18 protein-coding genes and 6 pseudogenes are annotated in these 21,039 nt (G+C 68.4%); 17 read left to right on the top strand and 7 right to left on the bottom strand.

Translation table 11 applies throughout. The features are described 5' to 3' along the window. Positions 1–92: 92 nt before the first annotated feature. The 3 genes and pseudogenes from ACFY16_RS41745 to ACFY16_RS41735 all read right to left on the bottom strand — a co-directional run bounded on the left by ACFY16_RS41745 (position 93) and on the right by ACFY16_RS41735 (position 2,912). Positions 93–1,277, bottom strand: a complete 1,185-nt coding sequence (locus tag ACFY16_RS41745) for an alpha/beta hydrolase family protein (RefSeq protein ID WP_390652462.1) — start codon at positions 1,275–1,277, stop codon at positions 93–95. An 81-nt stretch (positions 1,278–1,358) separates the two neighbouring features. Beyond that, a pseudogene (locus tag ACFY16_RS41740) lies at positions 1,359–1,760 on the bottom strand (transposase family protein); the annotation flags it as partial. Between the two features lie 147 nt (positions 1,761–1,907). Next, complete coding sequence (locus tag ACFY16_RS41735) at positions 1,908–2,912, bottom strand: serine hydrolase domain-containing protein (protein ID WP_390652459.1); 1,005 nt, start codon at positions 2,910–2,912, stop codon at positions 1,908–1,910. Positions 2,913–3,046: 134 nt separating this feature from the next. Between ACFY16_RS41735 and ACFY16_RS41730 the strand changes: the two genes are divergently transcribed. Then, on the top strand, positions 3,047–3,241 hold the full coding sequence (locus ACFY16_RS41730) for a hypothetical protein (protein WP_390652458.1): 195 nt from the start codon (positions 3,047–3,049) through the stop codon (positions 3,239–3,241). 246 nt (positions 3,242–3,487) lie between these two features. Here ACFY16_RS41730 and ACFY16_RS41725 read toward each other — a convergent pair whose 3' ends face one another. Continuing rightward, complete coding sequence (locus ACFY16_RS41725; RefSeq protein WP_390652457.1) at positions 3,488–3,871, bottom strand: hypothetical protein; 384 nt, start codon at positions 3,869–3,871, stop codon at positions 3,488–3,490. A 92-nt stretch (positions 3,872–3,963) separates the two neighbouring features. Between ACFY16_RS41725 and ACFY16_RS41720 the strand changes: the two genes are divergently transcribed. Both ACFY16_RS41720 and ACFY16_RS41715 read left to right on the top strand, forming a co-directional pair. Beyond that, complete coding sequence (locus ACFY16_RS41720; RefSeq protein WP_390652456.1) at positions 3,964–4,215, top strand: transposase; 252 nt, start codon at positions 3,964–3,966, stop codon at positions 4,213–4,215. 220 nt (positions 4,216–4,435) lie between these two features. After that, positions 4,436–5,680, top strand: a complete 1,245-nt coding sequence (locus ACFY16_RS41715) for an MFS transporter (RefSeq protein WP_390652455.1) — start codon at positions 4,436–4,438, stop codon at positions 5,678–5,680. 25 nt (positions 5,681–5,705) lie between these two features. Here ACFY16_RS41715 and ACFY16_RS41710 read toward each other — a convergent pair. After that, positions 5,706–5,813: pseudogene (locus ACFY16_RS41710) on the bottom strand (LuxR C-terminal-related transcriptional regulator); the annotation flags it as partial. A gap of 116 nt (positions 5,814–5,929) precedes the next feature. Between ACFY16_RS41710 and ACFY16_RS41705 the strand changes: the two are divergent. The 12 genes and pseudogenes from ACFY16_RS41705 to ACFY16_RS41650 all read left to right on the top strand — a co-directional run. Further along, positions 5,930–6,682 (top strand): annotated as a pseudogene (locus ACFY16_RS41705) (carbohydrate ABC transporter permease). A 161-nt stretch (positions 6,683–6,843) separates the two neighbouring features. Next, a complete protein-coding gene (locus ACFY16_RS41700; protein ID WP_390652454.1) occupies positions 6,844–7,818 on the top strand; it encodes a helix-turn-helix domain-containing protein in 975 nt (324 codons plus the stop codon). 574 nt (positions 7,819–8,392) lie between these two features. Further along, positions 8,393–8,818, top strand: coding sequence for an SsgA family sporulation/cell division regulator (locus ACFY16_RS41695; protein WP_390652453.1), 426 nt, complete (start codon positions 8,393–8,395; stop codon positions 8,816–8,818). Between the two features lie 497 nt (positions 8,819–9,315). Next, positions 9,316–9,585, top strand: coding sequence for an aquaporin (locus ACFY16_RS41690; RefSeq protein ID WP_390652452.1), 270 nt, complete (start codon positions 9,316–9,318; stop codon positions 9,583–9,585). Positions 9,586–9,591: 6 nt separating this feature from the next. Then, complete coding sequence (locus ACFY16_RS41685) at positions 9,592–10,008, top strand: aquaporin (protein WP_390652451.1); 417 nt, start codon at positions 9,592–9,594, stop codon at positions 10,006–10,008. A gap of 361 nt (positions 10,009–10,369) precedes the next feature. Then, positions 10,370–10,657, top strand: a complete 288-nt coding sequence (locus ACFY16_RS41680) for a WhiB family transcriptional regulator (RefSeq protein WP_390652450.1) — start codon at positions 10,370–10,372, stop codon at positions 10,655–10,657. Then, the gene (locus ACFY16_RS41675) at positions 10,654–10,944 is read left to right on the top strand and encodes a hypothetical protein (protein WP_390652449.1); all 291 of its coding nucleotides are present in this window, start codon (positions 10,654–10,656) and stop codon (positions 10,942–10,944) included. The genes ACFY16_RS41680 and ACFY16_RS41675 overlap by 4 nt, the downstream gene beginning before the upstream one ends. A gap of 24 nt (positions 10,945–10,968) precedes the next feature. After that, positions 10,969–11,298 carry an amidohydrolase family protein gene (locus tag ACFY16_RS41670; RefSeq protein ID WP_390652448.1) on the top strand — a complete coding sequence of 110 codons (330 nt, stop codon included), beginning with the start codon at positions 10,969–10,971 and terminating at the stop codon, positions 11,296–11,298. Positions 11,299–11,530: 232 nt separating this feature from the next. Beyond that, positions 11,531–12,685 (top strand): XdhC family protein, encoded by a 1,155-nt coding sequence (locus tag ACFY16_RS41665; protein ID WP_390652447.1) that lies wholly within the window; start codon positions 11,531–11,533, stop codon positions 12,683–12,685. A 498-nt stretch (positions 12,686–13,183) separates the two neighbouring features. Further along, complete coding sequence (locus ACFY16_RS41660; RefSeq protein WP_390652446.1) at positions 13,184–13,762, top strand: Dps family protein; 579 nt, start codon at positions 13,184–13,186, stop codon at positions 13,760–13,762. A gap of 176 nt (positions 13,763–13,938) precedes the next feature. Continuing rightward, the gene (locus ACFY16_RS41655; RefSeq protein WP_390652461.1) at positions 13,939–14,808 is read left to right on the top strand and encodes a LysR family transcriptional regulator; all 870 of its coding nucleotides are present in this window, start codon (positions 13,939–13,941) and stop codon (positions 14,806–14,808) included. A 163-nt stretch (positions 14,809–14,971) separates the two neighbouring features. Continuing rightward, positions 14,972–15,292: pseudogene (locus ACFY16_RS41650) on the top strand (ISAzo13 family transposase); the annotation flags it as partial. 96 nt (positions 15,293–15,388) lie between these two features. On the opposite strand, the pseudogene ACFY16_RS41645 reads toward ACFY16_RS41650, so the two are convergent. Further along, positions 15,389–15,601 (bottom strand): annotated as a pseudogene (locus ACFY16_RS41645) (VOC family protein); the annotation flags it as partial. A 318-nt stretch (positions 15,602–15,919) separates the two neighbouring features. Between ACFY16_RS41645 and ACFY16_RS41640 the strand changes: the two are divergent. Together ACFY16_RS41640 and ACFY16_RS41635 are read left to right on the top strand one after the other, a co-directional pair. Next, positions 15,920–17,464 carry a PQQ-binding-like beta-propeller repeat protein gene (locus ACFY16_RS41640; RefSeq protein WP_390652445.1) on the top strand — a complete coding sequence of 515 codons (1,545 nt, stop codon included), beginning with the start codon at positions 15,920–15,922 and terminating at the stop codon, positions 17,462–17,464. Between the two features lie 149 nt (positions 17,465–17,613). Next, a pseudogene (locus ACFY16_RS41635) lies at positions 17,614–18,143 on the top strand (transposase); the annotation flags it as partial. A gap of 104 nt (positions 18,144–18,247) precedes the next feature. Here ACFY16_RS41635 and ACFY16_RS41630 read toward each other — a convergent pair. Beyond that, complete coding sequence (locus tag ACFY16_RS41630) at positions 18,248–21,016, bottom strand: AAA family ATPase (RefSeq protein WP_390652444.1); 2,769 nt, start codon at positions 21,014–21,016, stop codon at positions 18,248–18,250. Between the last annotated feature and the right edge of the window lie 23 nt (positions 21,017–21,039).

The raw sequence follows: 21,039 nt of genomic DNA, 5'->3' as shown, positions 1-21,039 counted from the left end.
CGAGAGCTACGCCGCAGGACTCCACCTGCGCGGATCCATCCTCTGGTTACGCAGCCTGCCAGCCCTCCCGTGATCTCAACTCAGAACAGGCCCTACACCCGGTCCCGGAACACGACCTCAGGATGGGCGGCTGTGGGGCCGTCGAGGATCGGCTGTGGCATGTCCCGCAGGTGGAGGTCGAAGAAGGCGGTCACGTAGTCGCGGGTGATCGACCAGCCGCGCACTCCCGAGAGCGGGACGGCTGGATCCGACAGGCCCAACTGGTCGGCCAGATAGGGAAGGTCGGTGAAGGAGAAGTGCTCGGCGCCGGTTACCGTCAGCCAGCGTCTCCAGCCGTGCAGGTGGCTCCAGGCTTCAGGCCAGTCGGTGTCGTGGCTGTCGGGACTGTGCGTGGAGTCGGCACCGATCATCATGAACGGGCGTCGGCCCAGCCCTGCCCCGGCGGGGTGGACGAAGAAGTCACCGTCAAGATCGACCCCGGCGCGTACGCGATCGTCCACGGCCATGGTCGCCGCGGCAGCCGCTCCGCCGATCGAATGCCCCGCGACCCCGATACGGCGAGGGTCGATCATGCAAGACAGCACTCCGGTGCTCCGGTGGCTCGTCAGTTCGTCGATCACGAAGGACAGGTCCGCGGCCCGGCCACGCACGGCGGCCGCCTCTTCCACAGGGGTGTCGACCTGCTCGCATGCCGCGCAGGTCAGGATCCGGCCCCCCGGAAATTCCGTGCCGACAGATTCGTAGGCGTGATCCACGGATGCGACGACGTAGCCGCGGCCGGCCAGCTCGTCGGCAAGCGCGGTGAGCGTGCTGCGCGGCATCGAGAATCCGGGAGAAAGCAGCACCAAGGGGAAGCGACCCGACGCCGGAGAAGCAAAGACCTGCGCATGGGTACGCGTTCCCGCCACGGTTACAGCCGGCACGATCCCGCTGAGTCCTCTGGCCTCCAAGAGGAGCTGTGCCTCGTCGACGGTCATGTATGCCGCTGGTGGACCACCGGTCGAGCGTGCCGGGTAGGACACGGACACCATCAGTTTCCGGTTCGCGGCCGTCGGTACCCATGGGTCGGCACGATGCCGGTCGACCAGGTGCAGGACGCGGCGGCCCACCGGGTACGGGCCGGCGAGAAGGGGTAAGGCCAACTCGCTCTCATCCACGCCCCGGGTCGGCAATTGCCGACCGCGAGTCGAGGGGACAGAGGCGGCGCCCAGGAGCGGAGCGGACAGCCCGAGGGTGAGCAGAGCGGCCAGAGCAGCCCTGCGGGATCTTGTGGTCATGGAACCGAAGCTAGGTCCCGGCCGTTTCCAAATCGTCGGCCCCCAGCGGTATTTGGGCATGCGACCGGAGGCTGACCCCTGCGGGCCGGGTGTCACCCGCAGGGTGCGGGGCGGACGAACGAACAAGGCGCCCTCTGACCTGCGGCCAGGCGTGCGGCCGCATCACTGCCGCGCCACCTGGGATATCTGCCAGGCAAGCCGCACCGTGCGGCGCTGATGGCGCTGATGGCGCTCCAGCAGTCCGGGAATCTGCTCCCGGAAGGTCTGCCGCCAGCAGCCCAGGACCGGACAGGCCAGCCGCCGCACGCGCAGGTGGACGACGACCTGGCGGCCGTCGACCGGCACGTCCCTCACCGTTCGGTGGTGATAACCGTGCACCTTCGCCGTCGGCGTCCCCCACACCGGCCACGGCACCGCCACGTCCCGGGTCCGGGCCGAGACCACCACCGCGTCGCCGCAGTCCGCCACGTCCTCGACGACCAGCGCCGAAAGTCACGAAAGCGCCATCCCCATAAGGGAGTTGATATCCACCACAAGATCATGACAAAGGCGGCTACTGGGCGTCACCACCGACTACGGGCCAGAGCCGTTGGCTGGACAGACCCCGGCCTGACCGCCGGGGCGGTCGGTCTAGGACAAGTGGTCGTCGAAGAGCCGAGTGACCGGCCACGCGCCGTCGGAGCTGTTGGAGATCACGGTGTGGGTAAGGGCGGATCGCGGGTCGTGCACGCTGCGGAAAGAGACACCGGCGTCATAACCCTCCAGAATCACGACGTCGGTTGACCGGTGGAGCCAGAAGCCGAGACCGTAGCGCTTCGACTTCACGGGCACGTCACTGCGTGGGAGCAGCATCCGCGCCACCCAACCCGGCGATGCGATCTTCCCGGAGAACAGGGCGGGCCAGAACGAGCTGAAGTCCGCGACCGTGGAATAGATCCCGCCATCACCGCTGCCTCGTACCGGGAGGTGGAACACGTTGGTCCTGGAGACCCCGTCGAGGGGCAGGTAGCCGAGTGCGGTGCGTTCGGGCAGTCCATCGGAGCGAAGGAACTCAGTGTCACGCATGCCTGCGGGCTCGCAGACCCGTGCGCGCACGAGTTCGGAGAAGGCCACCCCTGCGACCCTCTCGGCGATCAACGCGAGAACGACGTACCCGCTGTTGCAGTAGGAGAACCGCTCGCCAGGCGCGAACTTCGCAGGGTGGCCGTCGAGCACGGCCAGGTACTGCTCGGTGGTGGCGAGTTCGTGCACGGGCACCGGCAGCACGTAGTCCGTGATCTCCTGGTGGGCGTCTTCGTCGAAATAGTCGCCGATTCCCGACCGGTGGGCCAGGAGGTGTTCAACGGTGACGCCGTCATCGATGAGCGGCAGATCCTCGCCGAGCACCGAGCGGGCGGTTGTGGACAGCTGGAGCACACCCTGCTCAATCAGGGTCACGACGGCGAGCGCGGTTAGCCCCTTCGTACCGCTGGCGATCGCGAACCGGGTGTCGACGGTATTGGGCGTCTTGGTGCCGCGGTGCGCCAGCCCGTAGGCCTTGGCCAGTTCGATCTCGCCCCCGCGGTCCACCGAGACGACGCCGGCGAATCCTGTCTCGTGGGCGATCGAGTCGACCGCGTTCACCAGCGAGTACATGGGAACGAGAGTACTGGTGGATCGGCCCCACGCCGAGGCGATTCAGAGACGACGCCCGCGATTTCCAGCCACGCGCACGGCACCCAGGAGGCCGCGGGCCTGCATTGGCGCGAAGCTGAACGGTCCACGAAGCGATGCCGGCCACCGCCAGTGAAGCCCTCACCCTCGCACTCGCCGACGCCTGCCACGACCCACTTGAGGCGACGCAGCCCTACGGCGAAGACGACAGCATCATGCGAATGATGGTTACCGAGCAGGCATTCGCCGTACTCCTCATCGAGCACACGCTCAAGACGATCACTGTGCTGCAGATCAACTACCTCGGTTGAGGCGACAGCTCCCAAGACACGGGGCCGTCACCGTTCGCCAGAAAGCCGCATGCCCGGGATCCCGCGTGCGCATCGTTCCGGTCATGGTCACCGCGAGCCAACAGACAGAAGTGAACCGCCCTGGCATCGCCGGAGGCTGCAGGGTTGTCCCAGGGCTTCTCCTCGATCCAGAAAGCACCGAGGCGCGTGGCTTTCTGCGCGGCCATCGGCCGCATATCGGGCTGAGGGCAGTTGGCGGCCTTCTTCCTATGGAAGAGCCCGCTGGAGGTCTGCCAGCATGGCGTGTGCGAGTTCGGCCGCACCAGCCCCGGCGCCCGTAACCGCCCCCGTGGCGAGCGCTCCGAGCACCATCCTGATCCGCTCGTACAGCCGGTGCAGGCGCCCCGAGTCGGGGGCTTGGGCCGACGCCTCGTCCAAGAGTTCGCCGGCGTCCGCGCGGATGGCCGCTGCGTCGCCGGGCGACAGGCCAAGCTCGTCGAGTCTGTCCAGCAGAGCTTGCATGTCGGCCTGGAGGTCTTCGAGGTTGCGACCGGAGCTGGGGTGCTGGTTCTGTACCACATCGTGGTTGCCCCACGCGATCTGGCTGTTGTGTACCGGCCCACGAAACACCGGCCCGCCGGCGTCAGCCACGGAGTTCCCCCTCCTCCGCAGAGGCACCGGGGGCAGTGGGCAGGAGTGACCTTCCCCTCGTAGCGTAGAGACTGCAGGGGAAGTTGGGGGTCATGGCAGGCAAGAGGCGGAAGTTCGACGCGGAGTTCCGTGAGGGGGCTGTGTGGATCGTCGCCGAGACCGGCAAGCCGATCGCGCAGGTCGCGCAGGATCTCGGGATCAACGAGACCACGCTGGCGAACTGGGTATCGCGCCCGCAGGGCTGGCGGGGCCACGGCGGCGGGCGAGAGCGAGAAGCTCGCGCGGCTGCGGCGGGGGAACGCGCAGTTGAAGAAAGAGGCCAAGGAACTGGTCATGGAGCGTGAGGTGCTCAAACGCTGGGCCTCGGGCGGATCCCAGGGCACCTGGGGACGGCGAGATTCATCTCTGATCGAGATGACTGACATCGCGAACGATCGCGTCGGATGAGGAAGAACCGAGGGGCACATCGACGCTTACGCCTGCGTGCCGGCATCGAAGAAGCTGCCACCGCACAACACATCCGCCCTCGCCGGTATCCCGGCTCGCCCCGTCAAGAAGGTGCGCATGTCCGCATCACCCGAACTCGGGACCTCGCGTCAGCCCGCAACCGCAACGGCCCCTCACAGCGTGCCGGGGTGGCTGGTCGCGCTCCTGGCCGTCGCCTCCGGTATGACGGTCGCCAACCTCTACTACGCCCAGCCCCTGCTGTCCTCCCTGAGCGGTGTCTTCCACACCAGCACGGCCACCGCCGGCGCGCTGATCACGCTCACCCAGGTCGGCTATGTGATCGGCATGCTCTTCCTGGTCCCGCTCGGCGACCGGCTGGAGAAGCGCAACCTGATCACCGTCCTGCTGACGGTCACGACCCTCGCCCTCGTGGCGGTGGGACTCGCCACCAGCTTCCCCATGCTGCTGATCGCCTCGCTGGTCAGCGGGGCCACCTCGGTCGTTGCCCAGATCCTCGTGCCGTTCGCCGCCGGCCTCGCGCCCGACCACGCCCGCGGCCGCATCGTCGGCCGGGTGATGAGCGGCCTGCTCACCGGCATCCTGCTCTCCCGCACGCTGAGCAGTCTGGTCTCGGACCTCGCTGGCTGGCGTGTCGTCTTCCTCGGCTCCGCCGCCCTGATGGCCGTGCTCGCGGTGGCCCTGCGGGCGGCCCTGCCGCAGCACGCGCCTACCACCACCATCCCGTACCACCATGTACTGCGCTCCACCGTCCGGCTGGTGCGCACGCACCCGGCACTGCTGCGCCGTGGCCTCTACCAGGCGGCGATGTTCGGCGCCTTCAGTGCCTTCTGGACCACGGTCTCCTTCGTCCTGACGGGTCCCCGCTTCCACTACTCCCCGGTCGGGGTCGGCGTGTTCGCCCTCGTCGGCGCGGCCGGAGCGGCCATCGCCCCGTTCGCCGGGCACTGGGCCGACCGGGGGCTCGTCCGCCCCATGACCGGTATGGCCTTCGTGGTCGCCGCCCTGGCCTTCGCGCTCGCCGGATTCGGCGGACACAGCGTCGTCCTGATCGCTCTCGCCGCGATTCTCATCGACATGGCCGTACAGACCACTCTGATCCTCGGTCAGCACACCGTCTACCAGCTCGACCCCGCCGCCCGCGCCCGCCTCAACAGCGCCTTCATCGCCATGTTCTTCGTCGGCGGCGCGGTCGGCTCCCAGTTCGGATCCGTCGCCTACCACGCCGGAGGCTGGACCGCCCTCACCGCCCTCGGCGCTGCCCTGCCCCTCGTCGCCCTCCTTTACTGGACCACCGAACGCCGGCAGGGCGCGGCAGCGAAGCCGAGCACAGCAAGCCTGTAACGCCGGGTACCGCACAGGTCATGTCTCAGCTCGCGGTCAGCTTGTCCCTCAGCTGGCCGCGAGAGGTGATCCCGAGCTTCGGGAAGATGCGGTACAGGTGAGCGCCGACAGTCCGCGGTGACAGATACAGCTGCTGGCCTACCTGCGCGCCAACCGTCGCGCCCGGGACGTCGATGAGGCGATTCCGTGAAGCGCGCACCGGGCCGCGGCCGGCCGTCCACCATCGTCGGGATCGTCCTGCTCGCGCTGATGCTGTTTCCCGTCTACTGGATGGTGAACGCCTCCCTCCAGCCGGCGGGCAACACACTGCAGGGAGGCTGGTTCCCCTCCATCCGGACCTCGGTGGATACGTCACCGCACTGCGCGATCAAGGACGCAACCTCGTCACCAGCCTCGTCGTGGCCGTAGGCAGCGTCGCCCTCAGCCTCGGGCCGGCCGCGCCCGCGGCCTACGCTCTGGGCCCAGTTCCGCCTCCGCGCAACCAACCTCGTGCTCTTCGGCATCCTGATCACGCAGATGGTGCCGGGCATCGTCGTGGCCAACGCGCTCTACAGCGCCCACAACGACCTGGGACTCCTGAACTCCTACCTCGGACTGATCCTCGCGGACTCCACCGCGGGAGTCCCCTTCGCGATCATCATTCTGCGTTCGTTCATGCGGAACATTCCCAGGGAGATCGTCGAGGCCGCGCGCGTGGACGGCGCCGGCAGGCTGCGCGTCTTCCGCTCCGTGGTGCTCCCGATGAGCAGGAACGCGTTGATCACTTCGGCCGTCTTCACCTTCCTCTTCACCTGGAGCGACTTCCTCTTCGCCCTCACGCTGACCACCACGCAGACCGTACGGCCGATCACCCTGGGCATCTACCAGTACATCGGTGCCCACACGAACCAGTGGAACGCCATCATGGCCACCACGGTCATGGCGTCCGTCCCCGCCGCCGTACTCCTCGTCGTCGCGCAGCGCTACGTCGTCGCCGGTGCCACCGGCGGAGCCATCACGTGAGGGGCATCTCAGTCCGGCACCCCTGATCTAGCGGATTCACGCGATGTGCCGGCCCAGGCCGGCTGGCACGGTGTTCTGGAAGGCACACCGCCTCTTCGGTGATCGGGCCGTCCGATGACCGGATCCGAACCGCCTGTCGATCAGGCTGTCAAGGGGGTCAGATGTCCGCCGTCCTTTCCACCGCGGCGCTGTCCGCAACTGACCGGCTAGAGCGCTGGCATGAAGCGGTGTCCCAGGCGTTCATACCGCTCGATGTCAATATCCTGGAGGAAGATCCGTCGCCGGGAAGAATCGTCACCCACCAATTGGGTGCCACTCAGGTGTCGGACGTCCAGGCCGGTTCTCAAGAGGTGACGCGCAGCAAGCGCCTGATAGCCCGGGACGGGAAGGAATTCCTCGTCCTCACGTTTCAGTGCAGAGGCAGCGCCGTCAAGGAGCAGGACGGGAGAGAATGCCCGATACAGCCGGGAGATTTCTCCATTTCTGATTCGTCTCGGGTGTTCAGAAAGAAAGTGGAGGGCGAGGTCTGCTTCACCTCATTTCAGTTCCCTCGGAAGGAACTTCGCGTGCGGGACGAGGACCTGCGGGCGTTGACCGCGACATCGTTCTCGGGTCGTGACGGAAGTGCCGCACTGGTGGCGACCTACTTCTCGCATATGGCACGCGAAGCAGCGGGCTTCGACGACTTCGTCGGCCGTCAGTTCGTCGCCACCGGGCTCGACCTGCTGGCACTGTTCATCAACGAGCAGTGCGGCCGCTTCACGCCTCAGGCTCCTGAAACTGCCGCGGCCATGATGGTGCGAGTGAAGGACCACATCCTGCAAAACCTCTCCGACCCGGACCTGTCACCCACCGCGATCGCCGCCGCCCACTTCATTTCGGTGCGCTACCTGCACAAATTGTTCCAGCTGGAGGGAACCACCGTCGGGGAGTGGATCCGGATGCAGCGACTGGAGCGGTGCCGTCGGGATCTTCTGCGGTCCCCGGCTCTGAGAATCGGGGTGGCGACCGTCGCCCGACGTTGGGGTTTCGTGAGCCCCAGCCACTTCAGCCGTGTTTTCCGTGCCGCTTATGGCATAGCGCCTCGCGATTGGCAGCTTCACGGCCTGGCCGACGAACAGCGCACGGCTGAGTGACGTTCGGCGGAACGATTCACGCGGAGCGGCTCATGGAGAGCCCGCGCCGACCCACCGGAACCGGGGACGGTCTGCCACCGGCGCGGCGCTGGTCGGCATCGGCCCTGCCCTCGCCGAGTCAACTGGCAGGCGGGGTTGAACCGCCTTGTCGAGGGACCGGCTTCCGATCGCGTCACCTCGACTTGTTGTGGCGACGTGGGGCCGAGTCAACGGCCCCCGCCGCACCCCGAAACCCGCGGGTGGGGCTGGACGCGACTCCCGCCACACGTTCGCCTCCCACCACCCGACAGAGTGAACCCCCGCCACGTGACAGCAGCACTGGCTCCGTGACGACCGAGTCCCCGGCCACTTCGCGGCCGAGCAGGCACCAGCGATAGCGCGGCGCGCCACGGCCCCAGGGATGCGATTCCTCCCATGGCGGAAGCCCTGGGGTTCCTCGCAAGAACCCGCTGAAACCGCTGCCCGGTTCTTTCTCGTGCCACATTCCGTGCATTCCACGACAAGATGCAGCGGCCCCGGGATTTTAGGGTCATTCAGAGGAAATCCGCTCCTGCAGCCCGTGTTGGGGAATGAAATGATCCAGCCTTCCGCCTCGGTCATGTGCATGGTGACCGTGCACGTCAGTGTCCCGGACGAGCCGTCGGCCCCGCTGCCTGCGGAGCTGCACTACGACATGTCCGACCCCTATGCCGTCCGACTCTCCCTCGGCGCACCCGCGGCCAGAGCCGTGGACTGGGTGTTCGCCCGCTCGCTGCTCACGGAGGGCCTGCGCCGGCCTACCGGTACCGGGGACGTGCTGGTGATTCCCCGGCACCGTTGCCATCCTCACTCCGTGCGCGTCGTCCTGAGGTCCTTCGCGGGCGCGGCGCTGATAGACATCGCGGAGTCAGCGGTCGCCGCGTTCGTGCAGCGGACGGTCTCGCTCGTGCCTCCGGGCACGGAGAGCCTTCACATCGACATCGACCGTGCCCTCGCCGAGCTCACCGGCAGGCGGGACTGAACCGGCCTGGGCCGAGGACGCCGGAGACGACGATGCCAAGGACGAGCGGACGTGGGCCGCATCCCGCCTCGCTTCCGGGATCGCGGCGGTGCTGGGCAGCAACCCGTTCGCCTTGACCGCAGAAACACGGGCGCGCGCCACCGGCGTTCTGGCCCTCACCCCGCCCCACCGGTGCTGAGGGTGTTCCCCTCACCCGACGGCATCAGTTGACTCGGCGTCGTCCGGGGCGTCCAGCGCGGTCATGCCCGTCCAGGCCCGGTCTTCCAGCGGGAGTCACCTCGACGTGTTCATCGCGTCGGCCGTCTCCTCCGTCTCCGGCACCACAGGTCCCGCGGCGGCATCGAATGCGTGGGTCACCTCAGGTGCCGTGCCCTTCACCACCAGGCGGCGGGCCCGCTCTTCGTAGCGGCGGTCGGTGGCCGTGAGTCGGCTGTGGTGCTGGGCGAGATGCCCTGGGCTGGGCGGCCGAGGCCGCACTGCAGCCCCCACACGGGAGCGTGGCCCTGGCTCCCGTGCTCTCGGGTACGGCTCTGGTCGCCGCCGGCTTGGTGCTGCGCGCGGTCCTGCTGGCGGCGGCGGACCGAGTCGGCGACGACGGAGCGGCCGCGATCCGGCGACCGGGCCGGATCTCGGGAGGGCACATCAACCCGGCGGTCTCCCTGGCCATGTGGCGCCTCGGAGTCTTCCCGGGAGTGTCGGTCCTTCCGTATGTCGTCGCTCAACTCGTCGGGTCCGTACTCGGGGTCCTTGCCGCCGGCGCGCTGTGAGGGCCGGTGGTCGGTGACCCGCCGGTGCTGGACGCCGCGTTGCAGCCCGGCGTCGGCTGGTCCGCCGGCGGGCTGCACCTGGCCGAGGCCGTCAGTATGGGGGTCATCGTCTACCTCGTCGGACTCTTCCTGCGGTCCCCGAAACTGGCGCCGCTGGTTCCCTGGCTGGTCGGCTTCCTGATGTGCGCGGCGATCGCCCTGCTGGGCACCACAACCGGAGGATCGGAAGACCCGGCACGCCAGTTCGGGCCGGCTGTGGTCTCCGGGAAGATCGGTTTCCTGTGGGTCTACCTGCAGGCCCCAATGGTGGGGCCGACGATCGCGGCCGCCGTCCTGAACAGGGCGCATCGCCGACACGCCGTGTTCACCCACCGGCACTGCGGCACCCATGCCGACGGCTCTGCTCTGCGCAGGGCGGGATAGCAGGCTGCGATCCCCTACTGTCCACGCATTCCGGCACCCGGAAGCCTTGGTGTGGCGAATTTCCCGACGACCCCGACGCCCCGGCGGATGGTCTCGTCATAGGTGGCGTTGCGGCCGAGACCCCGCCGTTCTGCAAGAGCGGGCGTACGACCTTCTCGAATTCAGCCTCAAAGTCGGCGATTTCCGGGACCGGCTCTGCCCAGCTTAATGATCCGCCTTCTGAGCAGCTTCAAGGAGCGAAAAGTGCACTGAGAGGCATCCCTTGGTGCAGCGGACGACAAGTACCGCCCCTGGTCGTCGCTACCGTACTGATGGGGACCTTGACACGAACGACGATGTGGAACATCGAGCGGAGGTTTTCATGAAGACCCGGACCAAACCCCTTCTCGAAATGTGGGAGTGGCAAGCCTACGCTGCGTGCCGCGGCATGGACAGTTCTGTCTTCTTCTCGCCCAACGATGAGCGGGGCCTTGCACGCCGGCGGCGGGAAGAGGCGGCACGTGCGATCTGCCGGACCTGCCCGGTCAGCTCTCCCTGCGCTCTCTTCGCCAAGGCCTCTCGCGAGCCTTACGGCGTCTGGGGCGGTTACACGGAGGCGGAACGCCACGAGGCCATTGCCAGGCACCACGCGGCCGGAAATCCCGCATGATGACGAGCGCTGGGGTGCGGATCTCGCCCCATCAGTTCCCACAAAGACAGGGACGAGGTGTTGTGATGGCGCAATGGACGCGACGCGAGGACGAGCGGCTGCTCACCGGGAAAGGCCGGTATGTCGCCGATATCGACGTGCCGGGGTGTCTGGATGCCGCATTCGTGAGAAGCAAGGTCGCCCACGGTCTGCTACGGGCCGTGGGTTGTAGGGCGGCCCGTGATGTGCCCGGTGTCGTGGGGGCTCCTCGTGGACATCAAACCGCATCCCGGAACTCGACCGCATGAGCGTCGAGGGCGCCGAGCTGCGCGTTGCCACGGGAAGTCCTCGGCGTCGCCGCCGAACTGGGCCTGTCGGTCCTGGTCCACCCGATGCAACTGCCGCGCGCCGAATGGGACCACCACTACCTGGTCAACCTGATCGGCAATCCGGTCGAGACCACGACCGCCGTGGCCGCCGTCCTGCTGGGCGGAGTGCTGGAAGAACTCCCCGACCTGCGGATCTGCTTCGTCCACGGCGGGGGCTGCGCGCCCTTGCTGCTGGGGCGGTGGGGGCACGGCTGGCGCTCCCGCGACGTCCCCCTGCGGAGTCCTTCTCCCTCCTCTACTTCGACACGATCACCCACGATCCGGAGGTCCTGAGGCTGCTGCGAGCCCACGCCTCGCCCGACCGGATCGTCTGCGGCAGCGACTACCCCTTCGACATGGCGCAGCCCGACCCGGTCGGATACCTGCTCGGCCACGGAATCGAGGCAGCGACGCTCGAGGCGAACGGTCGCAGGTTCCTCGGGATGAAGCCCGCGGACGCGGCCCGATGACCCACTCGTCCAGCCGACGACAACCGCCCAGCCCCGACAACAGATCGGAGATCCTCATGCGACACCTGGCCCCCCGCCTGCTGGAGTGGCAGGCCGCCAGAGCCCCCTACGCCATCGCCAGCGTCGTCGCCGTCCGGGGCAGCGCGCCGCTGAAACCGGGAGCGGCACTGTGCGTCCATGCCGACGGCACGGCCCTCGGCGGTGTGTCGGGAGGTTGCCTCGAAGGCGCCGTGTACGACCTGGCCCGTGAGGTGCTGGCGTCGGGACAGCCGCGGTTCGTCTCCTTCGGATACTCCGACGACGACGCGTTCGCGGTGGGGCTGACGTGCGGAGGCGAGATCGACGTCTTCGTGCAGGCCGTGGACGAGGACCTGGGGCGGGTCCTCGCCGCCGCGCACCTGGCCGCGGCGGCGAGGCGTCCGGTCGTCGTGGCGCGAGTGATGCCGGGACTCGACGGACAGACCGGCGGAGCCGCCGCCGTGTGGAAGGACGGGCATCTGGGTAGCACCGGCAGCGCCGCTCTGGATCTCGCCGTCCTCGCCGACGCCCGCTCGATACTCCGCCACGAAGACGCTGAGGACGACACCGTCGTACGAACTTACGACATCGGCGTGCACGGCGAGCCCCGGGTTCTGTTCGAGGCATGGTTCCCGCCGACACGGCTTCTGGTGTTCGGAGCCGACGCCCACGCCGCCGCCGTGAGCCAGATCGGCGCGTTCCTCGGGTACCACGTCACGGTGTGCGACGCCCGCTCCACCTTCACCACACCCGAACGCTTCCCGCACGCCCACGAGGTCGTGGTCGACTGGCCCCACAGGCACCTGGCAGGTGTGGAGACCGATCGCAGGACCGTGGTGTGCGTGATGACGCACGACCCGAAGTTCGACATCCCGGTTCTCGCCGAGGCCCTCGGCCGTCCACTGGCCTACGTGGGTGCGCTCGGCTCCCGGCGCACCCAGGCACGAAGGATCCGCGACCTCGCGGAGGCCGGCGTGTCCCCCGAGGCCGTGGCGAGACTGCACGCGCCCGTGGGCCTCGACCTCGGTGCGTCTACACCGCAGGAGACTGCGGTGTCCTTCGCGGCGGAACTGATCGCGGTGCGTAGTGGCCGCAGCGGCCGTTCACTCCCCCTGCTGGACGGGCCCATTCGCCCGGCGGCGGGTGCGGATCGCGTCGGCCGCAGCAGGGCCGGGGATCGGTGCACTGCCTGAACGGATCGCGTGCATGGACAGGCAAGTGGTGCTCTCTGGTCTCTCTAACGTGATCCCGAAGCGGGCTCGCTGTGCCCTCGCATGGCGGCGCCTACGGCACTGCCGGAACCCGAGGAGCGCCATGGCCAAGCAGACCATTGCCGAACAGTACGTCGACCTGATGGCCCGTGCCGGTGTGCGCCGCATGTTTCCTCGGACAGGACTGCCAGGTCACCGAGGAAGCCCGACGACCACGACATCCGCCTGCTCGTTCGCACGCATGCCTCTCCTTGTTCCACCGGCACTCCGGGATGACCTGTTGCGCCGACGCTGGAGCTGCCGAAGAACGGCCCGAGTCCGCCGACGCACGGATACTTGCTCGAGAGTGAACGCCCGTCACGAGCACCGGGCTCAGTGCGCTGGTGGGCACCACCGCATGCACTGCGGGTCAAGCCATCCCTCGACCAGGCACCTAGCGTCGCCGGAGTACACACAACACGGCACCGCAGGAGGCGGACCATGACCACCAACCCCCCATACGCCCACAGCAGCCAGCCCTGGCTGCACCAGAAGGGCGAGGTGATCCAGGAGTTCGGGACCGTCAAGCAGTTCCCGGTCGCCCTGTCCTACGAGGCGCGGATGTACTCCTGTCAGCGCCTGAACAAGGTCCTTGCGGACACACAGATCCTCTACGGCCTCTACAAGAAGCACCACTGGCTGATGCGCGGCGCGACCTTCTACCAGCTGCACCTGGTCCTGGACAAGCACGCGGGCGAACAGCTCGAGATCATCGACACCATCGCCGAGCGCGTCCAGTCGCTGGGCGGCGTCGCGGTGGGAGATCCCAGGCACGTCGCCGAGATCACGTCGATTCCGCGACCCCCGGACGGGGTGGAGGAGGTGCCGGCCATGCTGTCCCGGCTGCTCGAGGCCCACGAGACCATCCTCACCGAGGCCCACGACGCCGCCGCCCGGACCGCCGAGTGCGGTGACGACGGCACCATCGACCTGCTGGTCTCCCAGGTGATCCGGACCGGCGAACGGCAGGCGTGGTTCCTGGCCGAGCATCTGGTCGACACACCGCTGGTGCGCGCCTGAGGAACCCCGCGGTCTCGGTCCGTCGGCCCGGCGTATGTGACCAAGCACCTGCAGGGGCATGAACCGGCGCACCCGTACGACGCCCCACCGTCCACATACGATGCAGCGAAGATCGAAGACCGTCGCCTTCGCGCCGGACGGAGCCGGACGAAGGGCTGCTTGACCGGGAGCGGATGATGGATCTGCGGCAGATGGAGGTCGTCGTCGCGGTGGCCGACGCAGGCGGTTTCACGGCGGCGGCACGGCGGCTGCACGTGGTCCAGTCCGCCGTGTCCAGCACGGTCCGCGCCCTCGAACGCGAACTGGGCACCCCCTTGTTCGACCGCACCACACACCGCGTCGCCCTCACCCCGGCCGGCGAGGCGTTCATTCCCGCCGCACGCGCGACGCTCCGGGCCGCCGAGCTGGCACGGGAGGCCGTCGATGGCGTACGAGGGCAACTGCTCGGGCGCGTGACCGTCGGCACGATGCAGGGGGTGTGGGCGGTACTCCACCACGCCCTGGCCGCGCTGCGGGCGGAGCATCCGGGCGTGGTCGTGCACTTGCGACAGGCGGCCGTCGCCGACATCCGGCAGGCACTGTGTGACGGCACGGTGGACCTGGCCGTGGTCGCGCTGGACCGCCAGCAGCAGCGCGGGCTCACCACCCGGCTGCTGTCCCGCGAGGACATGGTGCTGCTGGCGGCGCCCCGGCGGGTGCTCGCCGGGGCGACACCGAACGGCGAGGTCCGGCTCGGCGACATCGCCCAGTTGCCCCTGGTGGACTTCACACCCGGCTGGGCCATCCGCTACGCGGTCGACCGGGCCTTCCGGGCCGCGGGCGTCGACCGGAGCACGACGTTCGAGGTGAACGACATCGGCGCGGCGGCCGAACTGGTCCGAGGCGACCTGGGTGTCTGCATCATGCCCAAGTCGATCGCGGACCGCTTCCCCGACCTGCCCCAGTACCGGTTCGACCGGCACGCGCCGAACTGGAAGATCATGGTGGTACGACCTCCCGGCGAGGCGCCCCCGGCGGTCGCCGCGCTGCTGCGGCACATCACCTGACGGCGGCGGGGACGCCTCTCGACCTCGCGGCCGTCCCGGCCGTCACTGCGCCGAACGTCATGCCGGACTGCGTGCCTTCTCCTGCTCGCGAACCCATGGCCCGGGACCCTGCACCTCCGCTCCGACGGCCAGGGCACCCGGGGAAGAGCGCTGTGGGATCACCAGCCTCACCGGCCTGGAACCCTCTGCCTTCGCTGGCCTCGCCGTCCGCTACCGCACCTGGCGTGCCGAACATCCACCGATCCTCCTTCGCGGAAAGCGTCCCGACGGTGGCTCCGGTGCCGGCGGCAGGCGACTCTCCGCCGCCGACCAACTCGTCGTCTTCCTCCTCAAGAAACGCTGGTCCATGACGAACGCCGTGCTCGCCGAGGCGACCGGCCTGAGCAAGAGCAGGATCGGCGCGACCCTCTGGGACGCAACCCCGGTACTCACCGCACTCGGTCACACTGCCTCCACCGGCGCCCTCACCGTAACCACGGCATAACAACTTGCCGCAATCGCCGGGCACTATCTCGCGAGCTCATGACCCACACCAAGGTCAAGGAGTTATTTATCGACAGCTCCCAGGGTCCTACCCCGGTTACAGATACGGGCGGGTGATCAACTCAATCGCGTGACCCGCCGGGTCTTTGAAGTGCACGCCTCGACCGCCGTGCTCGTTGTTGATCTCGCCTGGGCGGCGCATCTGCGGGTCGGCCCAGTGCTCGATGTCGCGATCGCACAGCCGCCGATATGCGCGATCGAACAGTTCGTCGTCGAGCAAGAACGCGGAGTGCTGCATCCGGATACGCATCACTGAATGCACTGCAGGGACAACCGTCGTGCATTCGTGGGCATGTTAGGCCGTCGAAGTCGGCCTACATTTCATTCGTCGACTCGCGAGATGGGAGCGCGAGGGCAGTAAATGCCCATGGGTGGGCGCCGCCGTGACGGATTCTCAGGGCGGAGCAGGCGGTCGAGGGCGATCGCGTCGCCGATAACGAGCTCATCCAAACCTCACCATGACCACCTCTTGAACGCGGACGGCTTTGCCGTCGCCGGGACAATCCCACCCGGTGGCCCGCAGTTTGCACGGCCGTCCAAAGCATTAGCTTGAGGAGATTCACGCACCATGGCATTGACCAAATGGAGTAAGTTCCGGATCGCAGCGGTGGGTACCGCGCTCACCGCGACGCTCAGCACCGTGGCGTACGCCGGTGCGGCGCAGGCGACGCCACCGCAGAAATCGACTGCGGACTGGGTATCGGCCGGCCAGAACACCAACAACACTCGGAACGCGGCATCCGAGAGAATCCTCAACTCCCACAACGTGAAGAACCTGAAGCCGCGGTGGATCTACACGGCGGCCGGCAGTGTTTCCGCCACACCTACCGTGGTGGACGGCGTCGCGTACGTACCGGACTGGGGCGGCAGGCTGTCGGCGGTGAGCACCGGCTCCGGAAAGGCTCTGTGGTCGAAGCCGATCAGCGCGTACAGCGGTGTGGCCGGGGACATCTCGCGGACCAGCCCCGCCTACGCGAACGGCACGCTGGTGTTCGGCGAGGGCGTGCAGACCGTTGCCACCACCGAGGGTGCTTTCATGATGGGCGCGGATGCCAAGACCGGTGCGCCGCTGTGGCGCACCAAGGTGGATGACAACCCGGATGCACTCATCACCAGCTCCCCAGTCATCTCCGACGGGGTGGCATACGTGGGTGTGTCGTCGAAGGCGGAGACCAAGGACTTCCCGTACACCTTCCGTGGCAGTGTGCTGGCGCTGGACGTGGCCACCGGCAAGGTGCTGTGGAAGATTCGCACGGTGCCGGAGGGTTACACGGGCGGTGCGGTGTGGTCCAGCACCCCAGTCGTGGACCGCCGGCGAGGACTGCTGTACGTGTCCACCGGCAACAATTACACGGTGCCGGACGGGGTGTGCACCCAGCCGGGCCAGACCGGGTGCACCCCGGGCTCCCCGGACAACCACGTCGACTCGATCCTGGCCCTGGATCTGAAGAGCGGCTCGATAGCCTGGGCCCGCCAGACCCTTGACGCCGACTCGTGGACCATTCCGCACCCCAGCGGTCCGGACTACGACTTCGGCGCCGGACCGAACCTGTACAACACCGTTGTCGATGGAAAGACCATTGATCTCCTCGGTGTCGGTCAGAAGAGTGGTGTGTACTGGGCGCTGGACCCGGCCACCGGGAAGGTCGTCTGGCAGACCCAGGCCGGTCCCGGAAGCTCACTTGGCGGAATTGAGTGGGGTACCGCGGCAGACGGCAAGCGTATCTACGCGGAGATCACCAACTACGGCCACGTGCCCACCACGATCACCTCTGCGACCGGTGAGAAGTCGACCACCAGCAACGGCTTCATCACCGCCATGGACGCCGCCACCGGCAAGATCCTCTGGCAGACCGCCGACCCCAAGGGCGACTTGGACATGGGTTTTGTCTCCTCCGCCAACGGCGTGGTGTACGCCGGCTCGCTGTCCGGTGACATGTACGCCCTGGACGCCGCCACCGGTAAGATCCGGTGGAGCTTTGCAAGCGGTGGCGCGGTCCTCGGCGGCGCTGCAATTGTCGACGGCACCGTCTACTGGGGCTCCGGCTACCACCTCCCGGAAAACCGCCCCAACAACAAGCTGTTCGCCTTCTCCCTGCCTGAAGGGGACTGACATTGACGTGCTTCCTGGCCTGAACTTGACGTTTAACCGCGCCTGTCACCCGACCTGCTGATCTGCGGTTCTTCCCGTGACAGCGGAGGCGGCCGTTCTCCACGCTTCGAGATGTCGAGTAACGAAGCACGAGAGAACGGCCGCTGCGTATGAGTCTCCCCGTGCCAGGACCTGCAGGCGAGGCATTGGACGCGTTGTCCCGCTTTCGGGTCGACTTCTACGACTGCCTGTACAGCCGTGCCCATGCGCTCTTCGAGATCACCGACGCGGTCTTGTGCACCGATGGGCCGGTGAAGACCCTGGTCGAGCTCTGCCTGGCGGTCGAGCACCGGCGGGGGCACGGGGCCTTGTGTGCCGCGTTGGACCGGGGCTGGCTGGAGCCGGCACGGTTGCGCCGCGCGCTGACCGGCCTGCCGCTGCCCAAAGCGGCCCATGGACGCATCGTGCTGGCTGTGGACGTGAGCAACTGGCTCCGCCCCGATGCCCCGACCAGCGACGACCGGCCGTTCTGCCACGTCTACGGACGCGGCGCCCGCAGCAACGACCAGTTCGTGCCGGGATGGCCGTACTCGTCGTCGCTGCCCTGGAAACGGGCCGCACCTCCTGGGTCGCCCTGCTGGATGCCGTGAGTCTCGGGCCCGCCGACGACGTCGGGGCGGCGTCCGGGCTGGGTGTCCGGGTACTGCTCAGCGGCCACCGTTCGGCGGTGACCGCCACCGAGCAGCCGGCCGAGCCGGGCAACCCGACTGAGCCGGGGGGAACATGCGGGACGACGCCCCGCTGTCAATCGCCGGAATCGGTTTCACTCAGCCTGGGCCCGATCTGCTTGCGCGACGTGATACGGAGCTTGCGGAACACCCTGCTCAAATGGAACTCGATGGTTGAGGTGGTGACGAACAACTGGGTGGCGATCTCCGGGTTGGTCAACCCCGACGCGGCCAGCATCGCCACATGACGCTCCTGCGGGGTGAGGTCGAACTGGGTGTCGACCGTTCGTTTGCGTGCCGTCTCCCCGGTGGCCAGCAGCTCCACCCTCGCCCGCTCGGCGAAAGGTGCGGCTCCCCAGGACTCGAAGGACTCGTACGCGGCCCGCAGCTGGACCCTGGCGTCGGCACGACGTTTGCGCCGGCGGAGCCACTCGCCGTACAGCAGGCGCGACCATGCCAGCTCCACGGCCACCGGGACCTTCCCGAGCTGCGAGATCGATTCCTGGTACAGCTGCTCCGCTCCGTCGTCGTCGGTCATCAGGGCCCGGCCGCGTGCGAGCAGCCCCAGCGCCCATGGGGTGCCGGCGAGCGGGGCGCGCTCCTCCAGGCGCTCCATGGCCATGGCGGCGGCCTTGCGGTCGCCTGCCCGCAGCCCGGCCTCGACCATTCCTGCGAGATTGGTGTCGCCGATGATCACCGAGCGCTCGGCGAACACCATGAGCAGAGCGTCGAGCGCCTCCCGATACCGCCCTCGACCGATCTCGAAGATGCTCAGGGCCTGGCCGATCCACCGGTACGTTATTCCGATCCCCAGGTTCTCGGTATAGGCGTGCATCGTCGCGACCGCGGCCCGCAACTCGGCTTCCCGACCGGTCCAGGCGTACAGCAGGGCCTTGTTGAAATCTCCCGACTCGCTGTACCCGGTCGCGGCCATGTAGTCGTACGCCTCGTTGTAGCAGCTCTCGGCGGCGGCGAACCGGCCGTCCCAGATCTCCACAGTGGAGAGGGCGAGCAACGCCATGCTGAGCCCGTGGAGCGCTCCGCGACGCCGGTCCGCTGTCACCAGTTTCTCGAGGATCTCCCGCTTGGCTTCGATGTCCCACAACTCGTCGCCCGCGGCGCTGATCATGACGCTGAACGCATTCTGATCCTGGAGATCGTCGGCGGCGCGCAGCCGGGCCAGGGCCGCGGCCAGGGCCGGGGCTCCCGCGGCGTAGCCGTAGGCGACCGAGCGCGCCAGCGCCGCCATCAGCGGATCGGGGCTCCCGGCCGGCGATGCCGGTTCGCGCCAGGCGTCGGCGGTGGCCTTGGCGACCTCGCGGGTAGTCGTCCCCGTGATCATTCGGCCGCCGACGATCGCGGCGTACGTCGCCTCGCGCAGCAGGTCCCAGCTCGCCACGGGATCGGTAAAGCCCAGGTCGGCCACCGCGTCGAGCAATATCGCAGGTACCTCGCGGGGGCGGGCGTAGAACATCTCGACGGACGCCCGCAGCCGTGTCGCGTGGGCTCGGGCGACCGGCCCGGTCAGATCGGGAGTGGCGAGATCGAGCAGCGCCTGGACCGCCGGCAGATTGCCGGAGGTGAGGTGTGCCGCCGCCGCGTGGAGATACCGCTCGGCCCGCCTGCCCGGATGTGTGGTCATCTCCGCAGCCCGGGTGAGGACCAGGGCCTGTTCGGAGTATCCGCCACGCGCCTGGGCTCGTTCGGAGGCTGCTTCGAGTTCCGCGGCCACACTGTCGTCCGGACCGTCGGTCGCCTCGGCCAGATGCCAGGCCCGGCGCTCGGGGGCGCTCGTGGCGGCGAGTGCCGCCTGGACCCTGCGTCGCTCCTCGGCGGTCGCGGCCGAGTGGACCGCCGATCGGATCAGCGGATGGCGGAATTCGACGGTGGTCCCGCGCTTCAGTATCCCCGCGGCGACCGCGGGTGTGGCAGACCGGACGGACAGCCCCAGGGCGCCGGCGGCGCGCCACAGCGTCGCCCGGTCGTCCGTCGGCGTCGCGGCCATGAGCAGCAGCAGGGTCTGAGTGTCGGCGGGCAGCAGCGCCGCCGTCTGCCGGAAGTGTTCTTCCAACTGCTGGTTCACCGGCAGCGGCTCGGGCAGTGGCGTGACCCCTGCCAGCTGCTCCGAGCCCAGGTTCACCGCGAGTTCCAGGAGCGCGAGCGGGTTGCCTCCGGTGCCGGTGACGAGTTGCTCGGCGACCGCCTGGTCCAGGTGTCCGGTCACGCCGGCGGTCAGCAGGGCCCGTGCTTCCACGTCCGCGAGTCCCTCCAGCCGGAGTGCGGGCAGGGCGCTGAAGACGTCGTGGTCGCCGGTCCCGTCGCGCCCGGCGAACAGCAGCCCGAGGCAGTCCGCGTACAGGCGTCGGCCCACGAACGCCAGGGTCTCCGCCGACTCGCGGTCCAGCCACTGCACGTCGTCGACCAGGCAGAGCATCGGCGCCGCCGTGGCCGCGTCCGAGAGCAACGTCAGCGCGGCCAACCCAACCAGATGGCGGTCGGACGGCGCGGCATCGGTCAGCCCGAACGCGGCGTTCAGGGCGTCACGCTGGCGCTGCGGCAGAGCCGACACCCGGCCGAGGTGGGGTCGCAGGAGCCGGTGCAGGGCTCCGTAGCCCAGTCGTGTCTCGGCCTCCACACCGACCAGCCTGACGACTGTCAGGTCCTGGGCGGACTGGGCGGCGTACTCCAGAAGCCGGGATTTGCCGACCCCCGCGTCGCCGGTGAGCACCAGGACTCCGCTGAAGCCGTCACGGACCGATTCGAGCAGCCTTCCGATCGCCTCACACTCCGCGTGCCGACCGACCATCGGCGGCCCGGCCGCACGGTGATAACCGGACCACATCATGAGCTCCCTCTCTTCGCGATGCT

The sequence above is a fragment of the Streptomyces sp. NPDC001315 genome, from assembly GCF_042896175.1.
Taxonomy (GTDB): domain Bacteria; phylum Actinomycetota; class Actinomycetes; order Streptomycetales; family Streptomycetaceae; genus Streptomyces.
Note: the sequence above shows the minus strand (reverse complement) of the source record. Positions and strands in the feature narration are given on the sequence as shown.